This window comes from Paludibacterium purpuratum, from assembly GCF_004363805.1.
Classification (GTDB): Bacteria; Pseudomonadota; Gammaproteobacteria; order Burkholderiales; family Chromobacteriaceae; genus Paludibacterium; species Paludibacterium purpuratum.
This window is the reverse complement of the sequence record NZ_SNZP01000002.1, coordinates 242,185-264,545: the sequence shown is the minus strand read 5'-3', so window position 1 is coordinate 264,545 and position 22,361 is coordinate 242,185. Positions and strand designations below refer to the sequence as shown.

The 22,361-nt window shown below is 60.3% G+C and carries 17 protein-coding genes; 11 read left to right on the top strand and 6 right to left on the bottom strand.

The features are described 5' to 3' along the window. Positions 1–16: 16 nt before the first annotated feature. The 3 genes from DFP86_RS03170 to DFP86_RS03160 all read left to right on the top strand — a co-directional run bounded on the left by DFP86_RS03170 (position 17) and on the right by DFP86_RS03160 (position 4,379). Positions 17–694, top strand: coding sequence for a hypothetical protein (locus tag DFP86_RS03170; protein WP_133678558.1), 678 nt, complete (start codon positions 17–19; stop codon positions 692–694). A gap of 162 nt (positions 695–856) precedes the next feature. After that, a complete protein-coding gene (locus DFP86_RS03165; RefSeq protein ID WP_133678557.1) occupies positions 857–1,621 on the top strand; it encodes a hypothetical protein in 765 nt (254 codons plus the stop codon). A 163-nt stretch (positions 1,622–1,784) separates the two neighbouring features. Beyond that, positions 1,785–4,379 carry a VWA domain-containing protein gene (locus tag DFP86_RS03160; protein ID WP_133678556.1) on the top strand — a complete coding sequence of 865 codons (2,595 nt, stop codon included), beginning with the start codon at positions 1,785–1,787 and terminating at the stop codon, positions 4,377–4,379. Positions 4,380–4,399: 20 nt separating this feature from the next. Here the strand turns inward: DFP86_RS03160 and DFP86_RS03155 are convergent, their stop codons facing one another. Continuing rightward, the gene (locus DFP86_RS03155) at positions 4,400–4,966 is read right to left on the bottom strand and encodes a transglutaminase-like cysteine peptidase (protein ID WP_166642127.1); all 567 of its coding nucleotides are present in this window, start codon (positions 4,964–4,966) and stop codon (positions 4,400–4,402) included. Between the two features lie 156 nt (positions 4,967–5,122). Between DFP86_RS03155 and DFP86_RS03150 the strand changes: the two genes are divergently transcribed. From DFP86_RS03150 to argS, 8 genes are all read left to right on the top strand, one after another. Then, complete coding sequence (locus DFP86_RS03150) at positions 5,123–6,502, top strand: TolC family protein (protein ID WP_166642126.1); 1,380 nt, start codon at positions 5,123–5,125, stop codon at positions 6,500–6,502. Positions 6,503–6,607: 105 nt separating this feature from the next. Further along, entirely contained in the window at positions 6,608–9,355 is a 2,748-nt protein-coding gene (locus DFP86_RS03145) for a M16 family metallopeptidase (RefSeq protein ID WP_133678553.1), read from the top strand. Between the two features lie 122 nt (positions 9,356–9,477). Then, positions 9,478–10,821: a prephenate-dependent tRNA uridine(34) hydroxylase TrhP gene (gene trhP / locus DFP86_RS03140; protein WP_133678552.1), complete on the top strand. Its 1,344-nt coding sequence runs from the start codon at positions 9,478–9,480 to the stop codon at positions 10,819–10,821. Positions 10,822–11,583: 762 nt separating this feature from the next. Continuing rightward, complete coding sequence (locus tag DFP86_RS03135; protein ID WP_243729290.1) at positions 11,584–12,684, top strand: polyamine ABC transporter substrate-binding protein; 1,101 nt, start codon at positions 11,584–11,586, stop codon at positions 12,682–12,684. 73 nt (positions 12,685–12,757) lie between these two features. Further along, on the top strand, positions 12,758–13,897 hold the full coding sequence (locus tag DFP86_RS03130) for an ABC transporter ATP-binding protein (protein ID WP_424991619.1): 1,140 nt from the start codon (positions 12,758–12,760) through the stop codon (positions 13,895–13,897). Next, positions 13,894–14,805 carry an ABC transporter permease subunit gene (locus DFP86_RS03125; RefSeq protein ID WP_133678551.1) on the top strand — a complete coding sequence of 304 codons (912 nt, stop codon included), beginning with the start codon at positions 13,894–13,896 and terminating at the stop codon, positions 14,803–14,805. The genes DFP86_RS03130 and DFP86_RS03125 overlap by 4 nt, the downstream gene beginning before the upstream one ends. Position 14,806: 1 nt before the next feature. Continuing rightward, positions 14,807–15,652 carry an ABC transporter permease subunit gene (locus DFP86_RS03120; RefSeq protein WP_133678550.1) on the top strand — a complete coding sequence of 282 codons (846 nt, stop codon included), beginning with the start codon at positions 14,807–14,809 and terminating at the stop codon, positions 15,650–15,652. A 201-nt stretch (positions 15,653–15,853) separates the two neighbouring features. Next, complete coding sequence (argS, locus tag DFP86_RS03115; protein ID WP_133678549.1) at positions 15,854–17,572, top strand: arginine--tRNA ligase; 1,719 nt, start codon at positions 15,854–15,856, stop codon at positions 17,570–17,572. Between the two features lie 79 nt (positions 17,573–17,651). Here argS and DFP86_RS03110 read toward each other — a convergent pair whose 3' ends face one another. From DFP86_RS03110 to DFP86_RS03090, 5 genes are all read right to left on the bottom strand, one after another. Next, entirely contained in the window at positions 17,652–17,978 is a 327-nt protein-coding gene (locus DFP86_RS03110; protein ID WP_133678548.1) for a type II toxin-antitoxin system RelE/ParE family toxin, read from the bottom strand. Then, positions 17,975–18,247, bottom strand: a complete 273-nt coding sequence (locus DFP86_RS03105) for a type II toxin-antitoxin system Phd/YefM family antitoxin (RefSeq protein ID WP_133678547.1) — start codon at positions 18,245–18,247, stop codon at positions 17,975–17,977. The genes DFP86_RS03110 and DFP86_RS03105 overlap by 4 nt, the downstream gene beginning before the upstream one ends. Before the next feature lie 101 nt (positions 18,248–18,348). Next, the gene (locus DFP86_RS03100) at positions 18,349–19,149 is read right to left on the bottom strand and encodes a type 2 periplasmic-binding domain-containing protein (RefSeq protein WP_133678546.1); all 801 of its coding nucleotides are present in this window, start codon (positions 19,147–19,149) and stop codon (positions 18,349–18,351) included. Between the two features lie 52 nt (positions 19,150–19,201). Next, on the bottom strand, positions 19,202–20,380 hold the full coding sequence (locus tag DFP86_RS03095) for an acetyl-CoA C-acetyltransferase (RefSeq protein ID WP_133678545.1): 1,179 nt from the start codon (positions 20,378–20,380) through the stop codon (positions 19,202–19,204). A 54-nt stretch (positions 20,381–20,434) separates the two neighbouring features. After that, a complete protein-coding gene (locus tag DFP86_RS03090) occupies positions 20,435–22,183 on the bottom strand; it encodes a PHA/PHB synthase family protein (protein WP_133678544.1) in 1,749 nt (582 codons plus the stop codon). Positions 22,184–22,361 lie beyond the last annotated feature (178 nt).

Here is a 22,361-nt window from a genome sequence, read left to right as displayed (position 1 = left end):
ATGGAGCATGCAAGACATGAAGTTAGCCAGCCAAGTGTTGAGCCTTCAGGGCGAGGCGTTTGCCGTGGACAAGCAGGGGCGCCGGCGCGCGTTGCGCGTCCACGATCGCATCGCCGCGCACGAGCGGGTCGAATTGGCCGATGGCGCTCGGCTCGTGTTGTTGCGCGACGACGGCGAGCGGATCGTGCTCGATGGCGAGGTGCAGCGCTTGCCCGATGAAACGGCCGTGCCCGATGTGGCGCCGGCGGCGGTGGAACCCGTCTGGCCCGTGCGTAACGAGCAAGTCGCCAGGGTGTTGCGGGTAAAACGTTTCCAAACGGAGGCCGGCTGGCCGACGAACGACGCCGAACCGGCAGGGGGCGGTCATTCGTTTGTACAAATCGAACGCGTGCATGAAACCGTGCCGGGAGGCTATTTCGAGCCCACGCGTCCGGCATACGACGAAGTGCGCAACGAGGCCGCTCTCCCCGATGTCGATCCCGGTCCAGAGGTTTCTCGGAGCCAGCGATCAGTGCCGGGTCTGCTCGCCGCGCCGATCAATCACCTTGCGACGATGGCAGACGGCGGATTCGAGCTGGTCGAGATCCATCACCCGGCGAAGCTGGAGGATGGCGAGTTCGTTCTGATCGAATGCCCCCAGTTCTCGTCCGGATCCGAGTTGTGCCAGTTGGCGAATTATGTGCCCGTGACTTAAGGAACCGCCGCCCGATCTGCGCTTGAGGCCGCTGCCTGACCATGCGGTAAGCGCGAGACACGAATGGAAGTCAACGCGAAAGGAGGTGGGCAGAGGCCGTGCAGTAAAGGTTTAGTTCGACCAATCACGAAGTTCTTTGAATCGTTTTGAAAGGGAAAAACCATGAGTACAGCTTTCAAATTTTTAGGTACCCGTGTCGACGGTGGCAAGACCATTTATATCTTTGAAGCGCCGCAAGTGACCGATCAGGATACGGGAGAGTCCAGGTTGAGAGATGACGGCGTACAGACCTTGACGTCCAGCGATGGTATCGCGGGAACGTATTGGGTCGACTCGACCGGGCTGAAGGTCGAGATGCACTTTGACTCCCTGCCGAATCTGGGGCAGGGCGACAAGGCCTCGGCGTCGCTCTCATTGACTAGCCTCGATGGCTCCGCGACCAAAACCTATGACTTTGGCTATAGCGGTGTGAACGATCTGGCGACGATCATCCCCGCCACTGCCATCGTTCTATCCGAGAGCGATGCGGCCAACGGTCAGTTCGAACTGAGCCAGAGCCTCTTGCCGACTGTGAACGACTTGGATCGGGGGGAGGACAAGTTGCAGGCGCAGGCGTGGACCGACGCCGAGATGAAGCTGTATGACGCGAACGGGGCTGATACGGGGGAAATCCGGACGATCCGTTACATGGTCGACGACGACGGCAAGGCGTACACGGATGGGACGAGCCTCGGCGATCTGGTCCACGATACCGTGGCGAAAGGCACCCTGGCGGTAAAAAGCTTCGACGGCACCGCGGCCGGCCATATCGAGGTGCACATCGCCGCCGATGCCAACAACCTGGCCGCGTTGACGGAGGGCGCATTCATTTTTGGGGAAAACGAGTATAAGCCGCACGTGGTGACCGCCCCGTCGGTGAATCCTTAAGCGCACGCCATGCAGCGTCTAGTGTGAACCGATGCATGTCCTAGCGTAGATCCCTTGCGCCGGGGGCGCTGCTTTTTGCGGGTGGGCGTTGCCGGGGTGTTACCCGAGGTGGCGCACACCTGTGCGGCTAGGCGATGACACGAGCTTTGATGAAGGTATCGATATGAGTGACAGACAATTCAAACTATTGCGTCGCTATCAAGGGGCGGATGGTAAAACCGCCTTCGTCTTCGAGGCACCGCCGGTGACCGACGCCGATCCGGGCGAAAATCGCTTGAAACAACAAGATAAGCAAGCGCTGACCTCGGATGATGGCATCAAGGGGCACTATTGGGTGAACTCGGCCGGAGAGGTTGAAGTGGTGTTCGACGAAATGCCCCATTTGGGCGCGGGGCGGGTGGCGCAGACGCATCTTCAGCTCTCGAGCCACGACGGCTCGGCTACCCGCAGTTACCCTTTGATTTATAAAAGTGGAAATAATCCGGCGACGATCTCCTCTTCGACCATCGTATTGGACGAAACCATGCGCCAGGCTGACGTGGCACCGGCTAACCCACCGATCGTGACGGATGCCGATCCGGGCCAAGCGCGCTTGAAGGAGACTAATTGGCAGCGGCTGGATTTGGAATGGCACGGTGGCGTGGGGCGGAACGCGGGCACGGTGTTCTGGCGAGTCGATGAAGATGGCCGCCAGGTATTCGATACCCGCCAAGTGGCACCGATGACCGCCAGCGACCAAGCCGTGGGCGTGGTCAAGGTAGAAAGCTTCGACGGCAGCGTCGAGCGCCAAGTGCATGTGAAGCTCCAAGGCCAGAACGATCCGGGCCGAATGGATCCGCTTACCCTCCAATTCAAGCACGATGGGCGCGATCAGGTGCAAACGCACAGGCCGACCGTGTCCGATAGCGACCCGGGCGAAAACAAACTACGGCAGCAAGAGCTGGCCGAAGTCGGGCCGCTGCGCTATAGCGTCGACGACGCCGGCAATCTACGGGTTGAACTCAGCGCGCAGCCAGCCGCCGATCGTTCGACACGGCAATTCGAGCTACCGGTGCAGACGGAAGACGGCGGCGCGGCGCGGGTGCAGGTCGTCCTCGACCATGACATCGACCCGCGTCCGCGCGCCAACGACCAGATGATCACGATCGCGGCGCCCAAGCAGCAACCGGTGGATTTGATGCTGGTGCTCGACATGTCGGGCAGCATGAGATCCGACGACGGGCAGAAATTGGCTGTGCATTGGCTCAAACAGGCCGTGGACGAATTGGTTGCGCGATACCAGTCGATGGGCGATGTGCGGGTGAACGTGGTGATGTTTAGCGGCGAGGCCTATTCGACTTGGGGCGACGCGCAGCATGCCGATACTTCGCCGCGCGGGTGGGTGACGCCGCAAGCGTTGCGCGATGGCTTGTTGGATGGCGGCAATATGGAGCTGAACGTTTATTACAACGGCGGAACCGATTACGGCAAGGCGCTGGATTTCGCCCGTAACCAATGGGCCCAGGATCCCGGCCGCGCAGAGGCGCACAAGGCGGCGTACTTCATCTCCGATGGGGACGACCCCGAGCTGAGCGCGGAGGCGTTAGGGCAATGGCGAGCCTTCCTGGCCAAGCAGGACATTGCGAGCCATGCGATCAAAATCGGATCCGACGCCTCTTCGAAGCTGGATAACGTGAGCTCCTCTGGACGGGCCCAGGAGGTCGGATCCTGGAGCTGGCTGTCGCCGGCGTTGCAAACGCACAGTCCGGTCTATTCGCACAGTGGTTCGCTCGGGATGCCGGGCCCAGGCGGTTACGTTGGGCGTATCAGTTTGTGGGGGCACAGTTGGCACTTCGATGGCCGGCAAGTGACGTCTTCCCCGTCCTCGACCGCGCTACGCAGCCATGTCGATGGGCAACGCTTGACCATCGAGGCCGGCGCCGTGCTGATTGCCGTCGACCTGGGGAGCGGAGACTATCGCGTCGCGCAGCGCCTCGGGCAACTGCCCGACCCGTCGGCGCCACACGACTATTCGCTGTCTTTTACCATGATGAACCGTCAAGGCCAGACGTCGGACGGCTCGTTGCAGCTTAAGCTGTCGACCGTGGCCGATTTGCCCTCCGACGCCGCCGGGTATGGTCCCGATCTCATCGACGACAAGGCGACGATGCTCGTCGCCACCAGCGACGCGGGCCAGTTCATCCGGGGGAAGTCGCCCGAGGGCGTAAGGATTCATGGCGGCGAGGGGGCGGATACATTGCTGGGCGGGATCGGTGCGGACTGGCTCGATGGCCGCGGCGGCAACGATAAGCTATTCGGCATGGACGGCAACGACCATCTCTACGGCGGCCTAGGCAACGATTGGCTGTTCGGCGGCGAAGGTGACGATGTGCTCGTTGGCGGCGCCGGAGACGATGTATTGGTCGGCGGTCCCGGCAACGATACCTTAACCGGCGGGCCGGGGCGGGATGTCTTCAAATGGTATGAGGAGGATTACGGCGGGCGGGATCGCGTGCTCGACTTCACCCGAGGCGAGGATCGTCTCGACTTCGCACCGCCACTCCTCAATCGCCTGGATGTATATGCGTGGTCGTTCACGCCATTGACTGGGCAGACGCCGGGAACGCGGATCGAAATCTCGCGGATAAATGGCGGGGAGCGCCTGATCCAGGTCGAGGTTGAAGGTTTGTCCATGTCTTCCGCCGCCTCCGGCCAAGAAATGCTGGCGCGACTGATTGATGATGGCGTCATCGTCAGGGCTGCGGCGCCGGTGCCATGAGACGCCGATCACCCAGCCGGTTAGCGGCTCGCCATTCTCGACAGCACGGCATCCCACTGCGGCAGCCACGCGGGGGGATAGCGCCGATCCTCAAAGTGCACCGCGTCGTGGTTGAAACGCAGTACTTGTTCCAGGTCCGTCCGGTACGACGCCGGGTACAGGCTGCCCACCAGGTTGTCGAGAATCAGCAGATCCGCGCCGGGGCTTGGCTGGTAAGCCAGCACCATATGCCCGACCGTCATGACGCTTTGCGCCCCGCCGACACGCAGCCGGGCCAGGATGAGCCACAGCCGTTCGGGTGCCACGCCCAAGGCGCGCAAGGTGAAATATTTGAGAATGGCGTAATCCTCGCAATCGCCAAGGCCGGTGCGCAAGGTTTCGTGCGGCGTCGACCAGTGATCCTGCCGTTGCCACTGATGGAGATCATAGGCAAAGCGCACGAGCTGATTGACCCGGAGGTTGACCTGTTCCACCTGTTCCATCTCGGTGCAGGGCGCCAGTTGTTGAAGCATCTGGTGCCAACGGGCGGTGGGGTCGGGCGGCACCGGCTCGGCCAGACAAGGTTGGCAAAGGCTCAGCGTCGTCATGATCAATAACCGGCCAAACCATCGCAGTCCGGGCATGGCCGCGGCCAGGCCGCGGCACCGGGGAGGCGGGGGTCGGCAAGTTGCACGGGCGCCGTTGATTTTTATCGTTAAAAACGATTTCACGCTTCTATATAAATGCGAATCATAGGGGAAATTATGTCGATCATTCGTTTCACGCCTTCTCCTCACTTTCTGGCCTGTTGGGTGTTGCTCGGCTCGTCGTCGGTATGGGCCGCCGACGCGTCGTTGCCGGAGGTGGTTGCCTATGCCGTGGGCCACAGCCCGGCCTTGCATGTCAAGATGCACCAATACCTGGGCGCCGAAGCGGATCAGATGCTGGCGCGCGCCAAGTTTTTCCCGGAAGTGGAGCTCGCGCATACCCATGGCCGCACGGAGGTCCAGACCGAGGGGGGGAGCGGTTCGAGCCGCGCCGCGAATCATTCGTTGTGGTCTTTGAGTTTGACGCAGAATCTGTTCAATGGCTTTCAGACAATCCATGAGTCGCGACAGCAAGATCACGCCAAAAGCGCCCAGTACTTTCAACTGCTCGATGTCAGTGAACAGGAAGCCTTTGCGGCGGCAAAAGCGTTTATCGATGTCGCGCGCCAGCGCGACTTAGTGGCCGCGGCTCGCGCCAACCATCAAAGCCACCTGAGCATTCACCAGAAAATCCGTAATAAGGTGCTTCCGGAGAGTGGCGTGGCGGTGGCCGCCGCGGTGGATCTCGAACAATCGGAGGGACGTGTGGCCTTGGCCGAGGCCAACCTGCTGACTGCCGAGGCCAATCTGGCCGATGTGTCCGCTCGCTACACCCGTGTCGTCGGCATGGCGCCGGAGGCGGCACCCATGCGTTACCAATTCGAACCGTCAGTCCAGTTCGATGCCGTGCCGGTCGATGCGGTGCCGGCCACGCGCGCGGCGAGCGCCTCGGTCAGCGCCGCGCGGCAATGGGTGCAAGTCCGCCGCGGCGCGTTTCTGCCGCGGCTCGATGCCCGCGCGAAGCAAGATTGGGGGCGGCTGGCGCGCGACACAATGGGATCCGCGCGATCGCGCGCAACGATGGAATTGGGCGTGGTGATGAATCTGTCGCGCGGTGGCGCCGACAAGGCACGGCTTGCGCGCGCGAGCGAGGATTTGAACGCCGCGCTCGCGCACCGAGAGAAAGTCTGCCGCGAGACACGCCAGAATCTGCGGATGGCGCAGAACGAATTCGACAAGCAAAAACGCAAAATGGACTCTTTGCATCAACATGCGCTGTCGAGCGAGAAAGTCCGCACGGCCTATTTGGCGCAGTTCACGCTGAGTCGGCGCTCGCTGTTGGATGTGCTCGATAGTGAAAACGAGTTCTACAACGCCAAGCGTGCGCTGATCGATGGCGAGGCCGACCTGACGCAGGCGAGGTTGCAGCTGTTGGCTGTGCGCGGCCAACTGCTCAATGCCTTGCGTATCGCGCCGGCTTTGCCGTCGGCCCCCGAGCCCGCCGCCGTCGACCGGTTGGCGACGGGATGCGGCGAGCCGAGCGATATCGGAACCTAAGACGATACTGTTCGTTTAGGGACATGCCGTTCCCCAGTCCTGAAGTCCGCGGTGCACGCTTTCTAGCGTGTCGAGTGAAAAATTTGTTCGAGCGAAAGACTAACGATGCGCCTGAAAACCCTAGGCCTGCTGCTGGCCCTGAGCTTTGCCCCTTCCTTGCCCGCTTTTGCCGATGCCGTGTCGCCCGCTATCGGGACGCCTTACTCCTCGGTGGAAGGCATCAGCGAATACCGGCTGGCCAACGGGCTGCGCGTGCTGCTGGCCCCGGACGACAGCAAACCCACTACCACGGTCAACGTCACTTACCTGGTCGGCAGCCGGCATGAGGGCTATGGCGAAGCCGGCATGGCGCATCTTTTGGAACACATGTTGTTCAAGGGCACGCCCACTAGCGACAACCTGGCGACCGAGCTGTCCCGTCGCGGCATGCAGTTCAACGGCTCCACCTTCTTCGACCGGACCAACTATTACGAAACCTTCCCCGCCAACGCGGACAGCCTGCACTGGGCCATCGCCATGGAAGCGGATCGCATGGTGCACAGCAAGATCGCCAAGAGCGATCTGGACACAGAGTTTTCCGTGGTGCGCAATGAAATGGAAATGGGCGAGAACAATCCATACCAAGTGCTGTGGACTCAGTTGTCCGCCATCAGCTTCGATTGGCACAACTATGGCCGCCAGACGATAGGCGCGCGCTCCGACGTGGAAAAAGTGCGTATAGAAAACTTGCAAGCCTTCTATCGCAAGTATTACCAGCCGGACAACGCGGTGCTGATTGTCAGCGGCAAGTTCGACCCTGCCTCCACGTTAACGCTGATCGAACGGCAGTTCGGCCAGATTCCGCGTCCGGCGCGCGCGCTGGCGCCTACTTGGACCGAAGAACCGCCGCGCGACGGCGAGCGCGAAGTCACAGTACGCCGTGTCGGCGACAGCAAGTTGATTGCCGCGCTGTACCACATCAGTGCCGGCAGCCATGCCGATTATCCGGCGCTGGTGGCGCTGAGCCTGGTGTTGGCAGACACGCCGAATGGCCGCTTGTACCGTGCGTTGGTGCAGGGCAAAAAGGCGGTGGGCATCTCCTATATGCCTCTCGGACTGGCCGAGCCGGGCTATATGATGTTCGGCGCCGAGCTCTCCAAGAATCAGCCCGTCGTCCCGGCGCGTGAGGTGCTGCTGCAGGTACTGGAAAACCTGCGCCGCCATCCGGTGACCGAGCAGGAGCTCACGCGCGCCAAGGTGGCACTGCTCAAAAGCTTCGAGCAGACTCTGAACGACCCGCAAGAACTGGCCGTGCAGATGTCCGAAGCCATCGCTCAGGGCGATTGGCGCCTGTACTTCATCACCCGCGACCGCATCGAAAAACTAAGCTCGGCGGATCTGATGCGGGTGGCGGAAAGCTATCTCAAGCCCGCCAACCGAAGCTTTGGGCAATTCCTGCCCGCGGCCAAGCCGAGCCGCGTCGTGATCCCGGCGCCGCCGGACGTGGCCAAACTGACGGCGGGCTACCAGGGCAGGGCCCCCGTGGCCCAAGGCGAGGCTTTCGACAGCCGCCCGGCCAATATCGGCGCGCGCACGCACAAGAGCCAGCTTGGCAACGGCGCACAGCTGGCGCTATTGCCCAAGAAGACGCGTGGCGAAACGGTACACGGTAGTTTCAGTTTCTCCTTTGGCGATGAGCAAAACCTGCGCGGCCAGGAGACCGCCGCCAAGTTGGCCGGCCAGATGCTCCTGCGCGGTAGCCGCATGCACAGCCGTGCTCAGATTGCGGATAAGCTCGATGCGCTCAAGGCCAGCCTGAGCATTGAACCCGATGGGCAAAGCATCAATGTCAGCTTCAAAACCGTGCGCGGCAATCTGGCACTGCTACTGGCGCTGATTGGAGAACTGCTGCAACACCCCGCCAATCCGGTGTCGGAGTTCGAACAGTTGAAGAAGGAAATGCTGACCTCGTTGGACAACCAGCGCAGCGAACCGCTAGCGCTGGCCAGCCAGGCGCTGTCACAACTGCTGAACCGCTACGCCAAGGACGATTTCCGCTATGCGCCGACGCAGGAAGAAAGCGCTCGGCGCATCAAGTCGGCGCGGCTGCAAGACCTTAAACGCTTCCAGCAGACGTTTTACGGCGCCGATCATGCCCAACTGGCGCTGGTTGGCGACTTTGACGCCACCTCGGTCAAGCAGCAGTTGGCGCAATTGTTCGGCCGCTGGAACAGTCAGGCGCGCTACCAGCGGCTCCCCAGCCTGCCGACCGCACCGCACCCGGCCTCTATCGAAATCAAAACCCCGGACAAGGCTAACGCTAGCTATCTCGCGCAGTTGCCGTTGGCGGTGCGCGACAATGCTGCCGATTACCCGGCGTTGCTGGCGGCCAACCATATTCTGGGTGTCGGTGGCAATTCGCGGCTGATACTGCGGTTGCGTCAGCAGGACGGCCTGAGCTATGGCGTGGGCAGCCGCGTCGTCGCCTCCAGCTTCGAGAGCGTCGGCCAGTTCGTCATCGACGGCATTTTCGCACCGGGCAATCTGCCGCGTTTCCAGCAAGGGCTGGCCGAGGAGCTCGCGCGGCTCCTCAAGGACGGTGTGAGCGAGCAGGAACTGGACGCCGCCAAGCACGCGCTTAGCCAGGGGGTACAAGTCGCATTGGCCCAGGACAATGTGCTGGCCACATGGTTGGATCGGCAGCTTGAAACCGGTCGCAGCATGGCCTTCACCGCAAAGCGGTTGGACGACATCGCCAAACTGACCGTGGCCGACGTCAACGCCGCGCTGCGCAAATATATCGACCCGGCCAAGCTTAGCCAGGCTTACGCGGGGGCGTTTCAAATACGTGCATCCACGGGGGCCCTAAGGTGAAAACCATGGAGGATAAATGGTTTTAAAAAACAGTGTGTTACTGCTGATTTGGCCCTGGTTGGCCCTTGACGCGAGGGGGCGGGGGCGCGCATAATGCGCCGCCTCCTACCGACCGAAACGCCATGAAATCACCCGAACTGCTTCTGCCCGCGGGCACCCTGGACAAAATGCGCGCCGCCTACGATTACGGCGCCGACGCCGTGTATGCCGGCCAGCCGCGCTATTCGCTACGCGCGCGCAACAACGATTTCAAGTTGGAAGAGCTGCGCCAAGGCATCGAGGAAGCGCACGCGCGCGGCAAGCAGTTCTATGTCGCCTCGAACATCCTGCCGCACAACGCCAAGATCAAGACCTATTTGGCGGACATGGAGCCGGTGATCGCCATGCGGCCCGATGCGTTGATCATGGCCGACCCGGGCCTGATCATGATGGTGCGCGAGCGCTGGCCCGAGGTGCCGGTACATCTGTCGGTGCAAGCCAATACCGTCAATTACATGGGGGTGAAGTTCTGGCAGAAGCTGGGGCTCTCCCGCATCATTCTGTCGCGCGAACTGTCGCTGGACGAAATCGCCGAGATTCGCCAGGAATGTCCGGACATGGAAATCGAGGTGTTCGTGCATGGCGCGTTGTGCATCGCCTACTCCGGTCGCTGCCTGTTGTCGGGCTATTTCAACCGTCGCGATCCGAACCAGGGGACTTGTACCAACGCCTGTCGCTGGGACTATCAGGTGCACGATACCCGTCAGGACGAAGCGGGCGACGTCGAGCGTATCCAATTCGATTTCCGACGCGAACAGGAAGATGCCGACAAGCGCTTTGCCGCCTGCGGTGGCGCGGAGCGCCATCCGCTGGCCGACAAGACCTATCTGATCGAGGAGTCGAGCCGACCGGGCGAGTTGATGCCGATCGTCGAGGACGAGCACGGCACCTACATCATGAATTCGCGCGACCTGCGTGCCGTCGAGCATATCGAGCGCCTGGTGCAAATCGGCGTCGATTCGCTGAAGATCGAGGGCCGTACCAAGTCGTTGTACTACGTGGCGCGCGTCGCGCAAGTCTACCGTCAAGCCATCGACAATGCGGTCGCCGGCCAGCCGTTCGACCCGGCGTTGCTGTCCGAACTCGAAGGTCTGGCGAATCGCGGCTATACCGACGGCTTCCTAGAACGCCATCACACGCACGAATACCAGAACTACCTGACCGGCCATTCGCAGGCGCACCGCAGCCAGTATGTCGGCGAGGTGCTGGAAGTGGATACCGACGGTTGGGCGCTGGTCGACGTCAAGAATCGCTTCTCCGTGGGCGACCGCCTGGAAATTATTCACCCGAGCGGTAACCACGTCGTCGCACTGACCGTCATGACCCGAGACGGCGAACCGTGTCAGGTGGCGCCGGGCAATGGCGTGTTGGTGCGAATCCCCGGCATGGCCGGCAAGGATAAGGCGCTGATCGCTCGTTTTCTGTAAAGCGACGCGGAACAAGTTATTCCCCCTGTCGGTACGCCCTAAAACGGTGCATGGTCGAAAGATCATGCGCCATTTTTTTGTCCCCTTCCGCGCCAACCGAGGCGTTGTGCGACTGTTGCGCGATTTCCACCCTGAGCCAGACGAGTATTTCTTGTTGACGATGGCATTTTTTGCTTGGCGTCGATCCCGGATGAAATATTAAAATAATATAATATTGATTTATATTTCACTAGCGCCCGTGAGATGGCTGCCTTGGTCGCCAATTTTCCTTTCCATGAACAAAAACGGTGCATGCCGCAAGAAACCCTATGTTGCGGTGAAGCATCAACTACCACCTTGGTCACTTTCCATAATTTGTTGCGTTGCGGTATGAATTATTGTTGCCTACATAATAAATTATGATTAAAAAGTAATGACAGAACGGCGTTTTTGTGTGGCTTCGTTAAACACTTGGCCCGCACCGCCGGAAAAAATAGCAATGATGGGATTGTAAGGAGACGTGCAGACGATCGTTGTCGGATCGACTGACGTGACCTGGCTTCAAATGTATCTGCCCCGATTTGGGGCAATGTCGGTTGCATGGCGTTTTTTTTATTAGTGGATGACTGCATGTGCATGTTTTTTGCTTTAATGCTCATGTTGTATGCATTTTGCAAGGGCGCCATGGCAGGACTTGGCAGGCACTGCGCCTTTGGCGCAAATCAGGGGCCCGACCGGCTCAGGCCGTAAGGGACGCGTACTGATCGTGATACTTAGGAAACCATGATGAAAATGAAATGTTCCAAGAAGGTTCTCTCTTCCCTGCTGATGCTGTTGCCGGCCAGTGTGGCATTGGCGGGCGGCACGCTCAACGTTTACAACTGGTCGGACTATATCGCCAAGAGCACGATTCCCGGCTTCGAAAAGCAGAGCGGCGACAAGGTCAAGTACGACGTCTACGACAGTGACGACACCTTGCAGGCCAAGATGCTCACCGGCAGCTCCGGCTACGACGTGGTCGCCCCGACCTCGAACTACATGGCCAAGCAGATCCAGGCCGGCATCTATCAAAAACTCGACAAATCCAAGCTGCCCAACCTGAAGAACCTCGATCCTTCGCTCATGGCGCAAGTGGCGCAGGCCGACCCGGGCAACGCCCACGGCGTACCCTGGGCCTGGGGGACCGATGGCCTGGGCTATAACGTGACCAAGGTGCAAGCGATTCTGGGCAAGAACGCCCCGCTCGACAGCTGGGATATGTTGTTCGATCCGAAGAACGTCTCCAAGCTCAAGAGCTGCGGCGTGTCGGTGCTGGATCAGGCCAACGACGTCTTCGCCGCCGCGCTGTTCTACCTGCACAAAGATCCGAACAGCCATAATCCGGCCGACCAGCAGGCTGCCTTCCAATTGCTGAAAAAGATCCGTCCGTACATCACCCAGTTCAACTCGTCCGGATATATCAACGACCTGGCCAATGGCGACATTTGCATGGCGTTCGGGTGGTCCGGCGACGTGAATATCGCTAAGCGTCGTGCTGCCGAAGCCAATAAGCCTTACAAGATCCAATACTTCATTCCGAAGGCCGGCGCGCCGGTGTGGTTCGACGTGATGGTTATCCCGAAAGATGCGCCGAACGTCGCCGCCGCCCACCAGTGGATCAACTACATCGAAGATCCGAAGGTGAATGCGCAGATCACCAACGAGGTGTTCTATCCGACCGCCAATAAGGAAGCGCGCAAGTACGTCAATCCGGCGATCGCCAACGACCCGACGATCTATCCGTCGCCGGCGGTGATCAAGACCTTGTTCCTGCTGAAACCGATTCCGCCGGATGTCCTGCGTCTGCAGAACCGGCTGTGGACTCAGTTGAAGACGGGGCACTGAGTCTAGGGGCCCGGGGGGCCTCCCCCCGGGCTTTTTTGTAGGTCCCTCAAGCTGCGGATACAAAGTAAAAATCATGATGAACGAACGCATGAATAGCCAGGCCCTCGCGGCAACACAGAACGAGCGCGCTGATTTTGTCCAGGTCATCGATGTCGTCAAGAACTTTGGCGAGCATGTGGCCCTGAACTCGGTCAGCCTGACCATCAAGAAAAACGAGCTGTTTGCTCTGTTGGGCAGTTCCGGCTGCGGCAAGTCGACCCTGCTGCGCATTCTTGCCGGCTTTGAAACCGCGACCTCGGGCAAGATTCTGGTGGATGGCGAAGACCTGAGCCGCATCCCGCCGTATCGCCGCCCGGTCAACATGATGTTCCAGTCCTATGCGCTGTTTCCGCACATGACCGTAGAGGACAACGTGGCTTTCGGCCTCAAGCAGGAAGGGGTACCGAAGAACGAAATCAAGGAGCGCGTCGCCGATGTGCTCGAATTGGTGCAGATGAAAAAATTCGCCCGCCGCAAACCACACCAGCTCTCCGGCGGTCAGCAGCAGCGTGTGGCGCTGGCGCGCAGCCTGGTCAAGCGGCCGAAGCTGTTGCTGCTCGACGAGCCGATGTCGGCGCTGGACAAGAAAATCCGTCAAAAGACCCAGCTGGAACTGGTCAACATCATCGAGAAGGTCGACGTGACCTGCATCATGGTGACCCACGACCAGGAAGAGGCGATGACCATGGCGACCCGTCTGGCGGTAATGAGCGACGGCGAGGTGATCCAGGTCGGCACGCCCAATCAGGTGTACGAATACCCGAACTGTCGCTTTACCGCCGAGTTCATCGGCTCCACCAACCTGCTCGACGGTGTGGTGGTCGAGGACGAACCGGATCACGTATTCGTCGAATGTCCCGGACTAGACCAACGCCTGCACATCAATCACGGCATTACCGGGCCGCTGGGCATGGAAGTGTCGGTATCGATCCGTCCGGAACGCGTACGCGTGACGCGCGAGAAGCCGGAGCAGAAGTACAACTATGCGCACGGGGTGGTCAAGGATCTGGCCTATATGGGCAGCTACACGCTCTATCACGTGCAGTTGGCCAACGGCAAGATCTTCCTGGCCAATTTGTCGAGCCTAGTGCTGGCCAGCGACGATGCGCCCAGCTACGACGATGAAGTCTATGTGAGCTGGGGTGCGTCCAGCCAAGTGGTGCTGACGTCATGAAGAAACTGCGCAAAATGCTGGCACGCGCCGTGCCGTCGGGGCGGACAGGGGTGATCGCCTTTCCGTTCGCCTTCCTGTTCCTGTTTTTCTTTGTGCCTTTCATCCTGGTCATCGGCATCAGCTTCTCGCAGCAGCAGATGGGCATTCCACCCTATACGCCGCTGGCCGAGCTCAAGGAGGGAGTGCTCAACATTGCCTTGAACTTGAGCCACTACCAGTTCCTGTGGAATGACGATCTGTATATCGCCACCTATCTCAGCTCGTTGAAGATGGCGCTGATCTCCACCTTTCTGTGCCTGTTAATCGGCTACCCGATCGCGTACTACATCGCGCGTGCGGAGCCGTCCACACGCAACACGCTGATGATGCTGGTGATGCTGCCATTCTGGACCTCGTTCCTGATCCGGGTTTATGCCTGGGTGGCGATCCTGAAGAACGATGGTCTTCTGAACAACTTCCTGATCTGGCTCGGGCTGATCCATGAGCCGCTACGGCTCTATCACACCAACTGGGGCGTCTATATCGGCATGGTGTATTCCTATCTGCCGTTCATGATCATGCCGCTTTATGCCCACCTGGTGAAAATGGATCTGTCCTTGCTAGAGGCCGCCTACGATTTGGGCGCTAAACCGTGGCGGGCGTTCTTTCAGGTGACCCTGCCACTATCCAAGAACGGTATCATCGCCGGCAGTTTGTTGGTCTTCATCCCGGCGGTCGGCGAGTACGTGATTCCGGAGTTGCTCGGCGGTTCGGAGACATTGATGATCGGTCGTCAGATGTGGAGCGAGTTCTTCGAGAATAACGACTGGCCGATGGCCTCCGCCGTGACCTGCGCCATGGTGATCCTGCTGCTGGTGCCGATGGCGCTGTTCCAGCACTATCAGACTAAGGAAATGGAGGAGTCCTGAAATGATCAAGCCCAACAAGACCCTCTCCGTCACCGTGCTCGGCGCAGGTTATCTGTTCTTGTACCTGCCGATCGTGCTGCTGGTGATCTATTCGTTCAACGAATCGAAGTTGGTGACCTTGTGGTCCGGCTTTTCCACCAAGTGGTATGCAGCGTTGTTGGAAGACGATGAACTGATCTCCGCCGCCTGGTTGAGCATTCGCATCGCGTTGTTGACCGCCACCGCCTCAGTGGTGGTCGGTACCGTGGCCGGCTTCGTGCTGGCGCGCTTCGGCCGCTTCCGCTTGTTCACACTGTTCTCGGCCATGATCAACGCGCCGCTGGTGATGCCGGAAGTGATCATCGGTATCTCCATGCTGCTGTTGTTCGTGCAGATGGGGCAGCTCCTGGGTTGGCCGCAAGGGCGCGGTCTGATGACCATTTGGATCGGCCATACCACCTTATGCGTGTCCTACGTCGCCATCATCGTGCAGTCGCGGGTGCGCGAACTGGATATGTCGCTGGAAGAGGCTGCCATGGATCTCGGCGCAACGCCGGGTAAGATCTTCTTCGCCATTACGCTGCCGCTAATCTCGCAGGCGCTGGTATCGGGCTGGCTGCTGTCCTTCACCCTGTCGCTCGACGATCTGGTGTTGACCGCCTTCTTGTCGGGGCCGGGCTCGACCACGTTGCCGCTGGTGGTGTTCTCGCGTGTGCGCCTGGGCCTGAACCCGGAAATGAACGCACTGGCAACGCTGTTCATCTCCTCGGTAACCATCGGTGTGGTGGCGGTCAATTGGTATATGCGCGCCGCCGAGCGCAAGCTGGCACGCGAAATGCGGATGGCCTTCGCCGCCGAGGCCGCCTGAGTCGCGTCGTCGCCATCGGTAGAAACGCACGCCCCGCGGGGCGTGCGTTTTCGTTTGCGAATCGCCTGCGGAGTGTGGCGATTTTGTGCCCCCAAGGCAAAAGCCGCGTTGCCGGCTGCCGCGGCACGGGCTTACAATCAACTCAGCATTTTCGTTCGCAAGCGAAAATCATTTTGGATTTGTGTGATTGGAAAACTATCTATGACGATTCAGCAATTGATCAGCGAGCGGGTTCAGGCCGCGCTGGCCGCGGTGGGCGCACCGGATGCCCCGGCGACCGTGCAGCCCGCATCCAAACCAGAGTTCGGCGATTATCAGGCCAATGGCGTGATGGCCGCCGCCAAGCAAATGCGCGTCAACCCGCGCGAACTGGCCCAAAAAGTGGTCGACGCTCTGGACTTGCGACGAATTGCGGATCGCGTCGAAATTGCCGGCCCCGGCTTCATCAATATCCACTTGAGCGCCGAATTCATCGCGGCCGAAGCCGAGCGTGCCTTGGGCGACGATCATCTGGGCGTCGTGCGCCAAGCACCGCAGACCGTGGTCATCGACTACTCGTCGCCGAACCTGGCCAAGGAAATGCACGTCGGCCACCTGCGCTCGTCGATCATCGGCGACACGTTGACCCGCGTGCTGGAGTTCCTCGGCCACACCGTGATCCGCCAGAACCACGTCGGCGACTGGGGCACCCAGTTCGGCATGCTGACCGCCTACCTGGTGGAAACCCATAACGAAGGCACGGCCGCCAACGAGCTGCACGACCTGGAAGAGTTCTACCGCAAGGCCAAGATTCGTTTCGACGAGAGCGAGGATTTCGCCAACCAGGCGCGCGAATACGTGGTCAAGCTCCAAGGCGGCGATCCGCAGGTGCTGGAACTGTGGAAGAAATTCGTCGCGGTGTCGCTGGAACACTGTCAGTCGGTCTACGACAAGCTGGGCCTGAAGCTCACGCCGGACGACGTCATGGGCGAATCGGCCTATAACGACGACCTGCCGCGCGTGGTGGAGGACCTAGAGGCCGCCGGCGTGCTGAAGGAAGACGACGGTGCCAAATGCGTATTCCTCGACGAGTTCCAGGACGCCGACGGCAACCCGTACCCGTTCATCGTGCAGAAGAAGGATGGCGGCTATCTGTACGCCACCACCGACCTGGGCGCCATTCGCTATCGCGTGCGCAACCTGCACGGTAACCGCCTGATCTACGTGGTCGACGCGCGCCAAAGCCTGCACTTCTCGCAATTGTTCGCCACCAGCCGCAAATCCGGTTTCGCGCCGGCCGACGTGCGCCTTGAGCATGTCGCCTTCGGTACCATGATGGGGCAGGACGGCAAGCCGTTCAAAACCCGTTCCGGCGGCACGGTCAAGCTGGTCGAGCTGCTGGACGAAGCCATCGAGCGCGCCAATGCGATGGTGAGCAGTAAGAATCCCGAGCTATCGGAAGCCGACAAGCAGCGCATCGCACGCGCCGTGGGCATCGGCGCCGTCAAGTACGCCGACCTGTCCAAGAGCCGCATGAGCGATTACATCTTCAACTGGGAAAGCATGTTGTCCTTCGAAGGCAACACCGCGCCGTATCTGCAATACGCTTATACCCGGGTGAAGAGCGTCTTCCGCAAGGCCGGCGACTGGAACCATCAGGCCAAGATCGATGTGGTCGAACCGGCCGAGAAGCAGTTGGCCGTTGCGTTGGCGCAGTTCGAGGACGTGCTGGTGACGGTGGGCGAGGGCTGCTACCCGCACCACCTGAGCAGCTACCTGTATCAGATCGCCACGCTGTTCTCGCGCTTCTACGAAGCCTGCCCGATCCTCAAGAGCGAGGGCGCGGTCCGCGACAGCCGCTTGCGTCTGGCCGATTGGACCGCACGCACCTTGTCCACCGGCCTGGGCCTACTGGGTATCGAAGTGCTGGAAACGATGTAATCGATTGGAAATCGACGGCCCGCCGCGTGGAGACGCCCGGCGGGCTTTTTACTTTACGGCTCGGCGTGTTCCGCGCGGTTCAAGCCTGTAATAGCCTTCTGATGAGAAGTGCTTTCAAGTCTTTTCTGCTGTCGCAGATGATATGGATGTAGGCCATATCGCCACGAATCTCGTAAACGATGCGGTTCATTCCGCTGATGACTTGGCGATACTGCGTAAGGTTCAGGCTTTGCAGCTCGTCGGGAATCCATCCTTGTTCGGGATAGGATTGGATGATGGCAACGGACGACTTGATTTGGCCGTAGGTCGCGAGCCATGCCTCCTGGCCAAAGTTTTGCAAAATATAGCGTTTCAATGCTTTAAGATCGATTTCCGCCGACCGCAGGAAGACGGTTTGGGCGGTCATGGCTGCTCATCCATATCCATCTCGGCAAATACTTCCTCTGTGCTACGGAACTCGCCTTGCATGATCTCATGGTTGCCAATGGCGAGAGTCTTCAATAGGGCGAGGGTTTGTTCCTGTTCCTCGTAAGAGCGCACATCCATGACCACCAGCTTGGCTTCGCCGTTTTGGGTGATCAGTAAGGGCTCGCGGCTCTCAGTGATCTCTTTGACAATTTCCGCCGTGTGGCTTTTGAGATAGCTGATGGGTTTAATTTGAGTGGAGAGTTTCATGATTGCACCTGACGCCGGCGAGTTGGGTGGACTGATTATAGTCCGAATTTGGTCTTATTGGTGCGAGAGCCTGCTCCGGGTACGCCCACGTATCTCATGCGCTATGGCGCCAGCGGCGGGATGACGGCGTTCAAGCTGCGTATCACTTGATCTGGCACGGCGCGGCTGCAAAGCAGATAGCGCTGTTCGCCATCCGGCATGTCGGTGAAGTGCAAGATCCGGAAGCGGGCGGCGTCGATGCCGGATTGTTGCAGTAGCACCGCGGCTTCCTCTTCGGCGGCGAACATCATGTCGGCATGGCGTAGCGCGACCATGCGCACCATGACGAGGTTGTCCATCGAGGTCGGGACGGGCACGGCCTTGCTCTTTTGCAGCAAACGGTCGACGTACGGCCCATACGAATAGCCCTCTTTGATGAGGACGCGCAGTTGCGTGTTCTGCAATAGCGCAGCCAACGCGATAGGGGGGCGGGGAATGGTGCTCGCGGTGTTGATCAGTCCGATGGTCGGTCGATCGCGGTAGATGGGTTTGGTGAATTTGGCGAAGCGTACGCGTTCGGCGTTTTTAAACCAACCCACCGAGCAGGCTGGAGATAGATTTTCCTCGATGGCCATCAGTTGCCGGTTGCTGGGCATCTGGACCCAGGCGACCGGTATATGGGCGGCATGAAAGGCCTGGGTTGTCGGTGTGCCGGTCAGCCCCGATATCGTTCCATCGGGTTTGCTCACTACATAGGGCGCGCGCACGTTGTAATAGACCGCGATCCGCGTTGGCGCCGGCGTCACGGGTTCGGCCGCGCCGCCAACCCGGATGAAAAGCCATGGAAAGAGCAGGATGAACAGACTTAGAACGTTGAGTGGGCGCATGGTGTTGCTCCACGGGAAGGACAGTGTTCGCGTCATCCTGCCTCCCCCTTCCGCGTAGGACGAGGGAGGCCGGTCAGTCAGATGCCGATCAGCGCTCCAATGCCAGCGCCACACCCATGCCGCCGCCGATGCACAGCGTTGCCAGGCCCTTCTTGGCGTCGCGACGCTGCATCTCGTGCAACAGGGTCACCAGAATGCGGCAGCCGGAAGCACCGATCGGGTGGCCGAGCGCGATGGCGCCGCCGTTGACGTTGAGCTTGTCGTTGTCCCACTTCAGCTCGCGGCCGACGCCGATGGCCTGAGAGGCGAAGGCTTCGTTACCTTCGATCAGATCGAGGTCTTGCACGCTCCAACCGGCGCGGGCCAGCACGCGTTGGGTGGCCGGTACCGGGCCCATGCCCATGATCGACGGTTCGACGCCGGCCGAGGCATAGGCCTTGATGCGGGCCAGCGGCTTGAGGCCCAGCTGGTCGGCGCGTGCGGCGCTCATCATGATCACCGCGGCGGCGCCGTCGTTGATGCCCGAGGCGTTGCCGGCGGTGACCGTGCCGTCCTTCTTGAAGGCCGGGCGCAGCTTGCCCAGCCCCTCCGCGGTGGCGCCGAGCTTGATGAATTCGTCTTGGTCGAACACCAGCGGATCGCCCTTGCGCTGCGGGATCAGCACCGGAACGATCTCGGCGGCGAAGCGGCCGGCTTTCTGCGCCGCTTCGGCCTTATTCTGCGAGCTGGCGGAGAAGGCATCCTGCTCTTCGCGGCTGATACCGTATTTCTCGGCAATGTTCTCGGCCGTGATACCCATGTGGTACTGGTTGTATACGTCGGTCAGGCCGTCGTACACCATGCTGTCGACAAGCTGAGCCGGCCCCATGCGGAAACCGTCGCGCGAGCCGGGCAGCAGATGCGGCGCCAGGCTCATGTTTTCCTGGCCGCCGGCGATGACGATGTCGGCGTCGCCGCAGGCGATTGCCTGGGCGGCGAGGTGAGTGGTCTTCAGACCCGAACCGCACACCTGGTTGATGGTCATGGCCGGTACCTCGACCGGGATGCCGGCCTTGATCAGCGCTTGGCGCGCCGGATTCTGACCGCAGCCGGCGGTCAGAACCTGGCCCAGGATGACTTCGGAGATCTGGTCCGGACGGATGCCGGTTTTTTCCAGCAGGGCCTTGATCACGGTGGCGCCCAGTTCGTGGGCGGGGATCTTGGCCAGCGAGCCGCCAAAATTACCCAGTGCGGTGCGACCTGCCGCGACGATCACGACGTCTTGCATTTGCTTCTCCTAAGGATGGATGAGGCTTCTACTTATCTCTGTTATGGACGGTAATCACTGCACATTGGCCAGCGCCGTCGGCATCGCCTTGGCGCGGACATAGCTGCCCGGCGCGGCTTCCAGCGGCGGGTAGGCCTTGTTGCCCATGCTCTTGGGCGCGGCCACCTGCTTGCCGGATTGCGGTGCGAGCCAAGCATCCCAATCTTTCCACCAGCTGCCGGGGCGGCTCTCGGCGTTGTCGAGCCAGGCTTCCGCATCGAGCGGCAATTCGTCGTTGACCCAGTAATTGCGCTTGTCCTTGGTGACCGGATTGATCGAGCCGGCGATATGGCCCGAGGCGCCCAGCACGAAGCGGCGCGACGGTGCGCCGGTGAAGTACTTGAGGCCCGAGCTGGCAGAGCTCCACAGCACGATGTGATCCTCGCGTGCGGCAAACATGTAGATCGGAATGTCGATGGTCGACAGATCGATCGGCGTGCCGCAGAGCGTGACGCCGCCGGGTTGGATCAGCGCGTTGTTCAGGTAGAACTGCCGCAAGAAGAAGGTGTGCATCGGCAAGGGCAGGTCGACCGCGTCGTTGTTCCAGTAGAGCAGGTCGAACGGCGCCGGCGTTTTGCCCAGCAGGTAGTTGTTGACCACATAGTTCCACACCAGATCGTTGGCGCGCAGCGAGGCGAAAGTACGGCCGATCTCCTTGCCGCTGATGATGCCGCCGGCCGCCATTTTGGCCTCGCGCTGCTCGATCATGTGTTCGTCGATATAGACCTTGATTTCGCCCGGGTCGGTATGGTCGATCAGCGAGGTCATGAAGGTGGCGCTGTTGGCCCAATCCTGGCCGCGCGCCTTCATCACCGCCAGTGCGGTGGCCAGGATCACGCCGCCGATGCAGAAGCCCAACAGGTTCATCTTCGGCTGGCGGGTGATCTTCTGCACCACCTCGGCGGCGGCGAGTACGCCCGACTCGATGTAATTGTCCCAGGTGAAGTGCTTCATCGGCGGCACGGCCGAGCGCCAGCTGACTAGGAACACGCGGTAACCCTGGGCGACGAAATGACGCACCATGGAGTTTTCCGGCTGCAGATCCATCAGGTAGTACTTGTTGATGCAGGGCGGTACGATCAACAGCGGCATTTCGTACACCTGCGACGTGGTCGGCGTGTACTGCAACAGTTCGATCAGCTCATTGCGGAACACCACCTGGCCCGGCGTGGCGGCAATGTTGTCGCCGATTTCGAAGCGGCTTTCGTCCGACATCGAGATATGCCCCTTCTCGATGTCGGCCATCATGTTCTTCATCCCCTCGACCAGGCTTTCTCCCTTGGTCTCGATGGCATGCTTGATGACTTCCGGGTTGGTCAGGAGGAAGTTGCTGGGCGACATGGCGTCCAGATATTGGCGGGTGATGAAGGACAGCCGGTCCTTGTTCTCTCCCTCCAATTGCGCTTGATCCACCAATTGGGTCATCCATTGCGCCGTGCTCAGATAGCTCTGCTTGATGTAGTTGTAGAACGGGTGTTCGTTCCATTCCGGCGCGGCGAAGCGGCGATCCTTGGCGGGCGGGCTATCGGGTGCCGCTTGTCCCTGGCCGAGGAACTGCAACCACAGATTCATCTGCTGCTGGTACAGATTGTTCTGCAGCGCGAAAAACGGATTAGCGCTGCCGATTGCCTGTTGCCAGGCCGTGAAGGGGGAAGCGTCGTCCGCACCGGAGAGCGATGCGGTGAACTGCTGCAGCCATTGTTGGTTGGCGGCGGAAAGATTCTCGAAGAACTGATCCAGAGAAACGGTCGTGTCCTGACTCAAAATCCACTCCTCAAGCAAGGTGTTCGGTCTTGGACCTCTGCGGCGGGTAGAGGGCCGGGCTTGTTCCGACTGTAACAAGAATTTATGACGTTTACACTCGGCCCTTCGTGCATTTACGCAAAAATCTTGGTCAATCGGGCGGGGGTGTTGCGCATTGCACCATTTTCTTAATGTTGAA

Bases quoted from the DNA above. Each gene is read 5' to 3' on its own strand.
- DFP86_RS03165 (WP_133678557.1), top strand. From the start codon at position 857: ATGAGTACAGCTTTCAAATTTTTAGGTACCCGTGTCGACGGTGGCAAG.
- DFP86_RS03095 (WP_133678545.1), bottom strand. From the start codon at position 20,380: ATGCAAGACGTCGTGATCGTCGCGGCAGGTCGCACCGCACTGGGTAAT.
- DFP86_RS03105 (WP_133678547.1), bottom strand. From the start codon at position 18,247: ATGAAACTCTCCACTCAAATTAAACCCATCAGCTATCTCAAAAGCCAC.
- DFP86_RS03160 (WP_133678556.1), top strand. From the start codon at position 1,785: ATGAGTGACAGACAATTCAAACTATTGCGTCGCTATCAAGGGGCGGAT.
- DFP86_RS03110 (WP_133678548.1), bottom strand. From the start codon at position 17,978: ATGACCGCCCAAACCGTCTTCCTGCGGTCGGCGGAAATCGATCTTAAA.
- DFP86_RS03170 (WP_133678558.1), top strand. From the start codon at position 17: ATGAAGTTAGCCAGCCAAGTGTTGAGCCTTCAGGGCGAGGCGTTTGCC.
- DFP86_RS03125 (WP_133678551.1), top strand. From the start codon at position 13,894: ATGAAGAAACTGCGCAAAATGCTGGCACGCGCCGTGCCGTCGGGGCGG.
- DFP86_RS03120 (WP_133678550.1), top strand. From the start codon at position 14,807: ATGATCAAGCCCAACAAGACCCTCTCCGTCACCGTGCTCGGCGCAGGT.
- argS (WP_133678549.1), top strand. From the start codon at position 15,854: ATGACGATTCAGCAATTGATCAGCGAGCGGGTTCAGGCCGCGCTGGCC.
- DFP86_RS03150 (WP_166642126.1), top strand. From the start codon at position 5,123: ATGTCGATCATTCGTTTCACGCCTTCTCCTCACTTTCTGGCCTGTTGG.
- DFP86_RS03100 (WP_133678546.1), bottom strand. From the start codon at position 19,149: ATGACGCGAACACTGTCCTTCCCGTGGAGCAACACCATGCGCCCACTC.
- trhP (WP_133678552.1), top strand. From the start codon at position 9,478: ATGAAATCACCCGAACTGCTTCTGCCCGCGGGCACCCTGGACAAAATG.
- DFP86_RS03130 (WP_424991619.1), top strand. From the start codon at position 12,758: ATGATGAACGAACGCATGAATAGCCAGGCCCTCGCGGCAACACAGAAC.
- DFP86_RS03155 (WP_166642127.1), bottom strand. From the start codon at position 4,966: ATGACGACGCTGAGCCTTTGCCAACCTTGTCTGGCCGAGCCGGTGCCG.
- DFP86_RS03145 (WP_133678553.1), top strand. From the start codon at position 6,608: ATGCGCCTGAAAACCCTAGGCCTGCTGCTGGCCCTGAGCTTTGCCCCT.
- DFP86_RS03135 (WP_243729290.1), top strand. From the start codon at position 11,584: ATGATGAAAATGAAATGTTCCAAGAAGGTTCTCTCTTCCCTGCTGATG.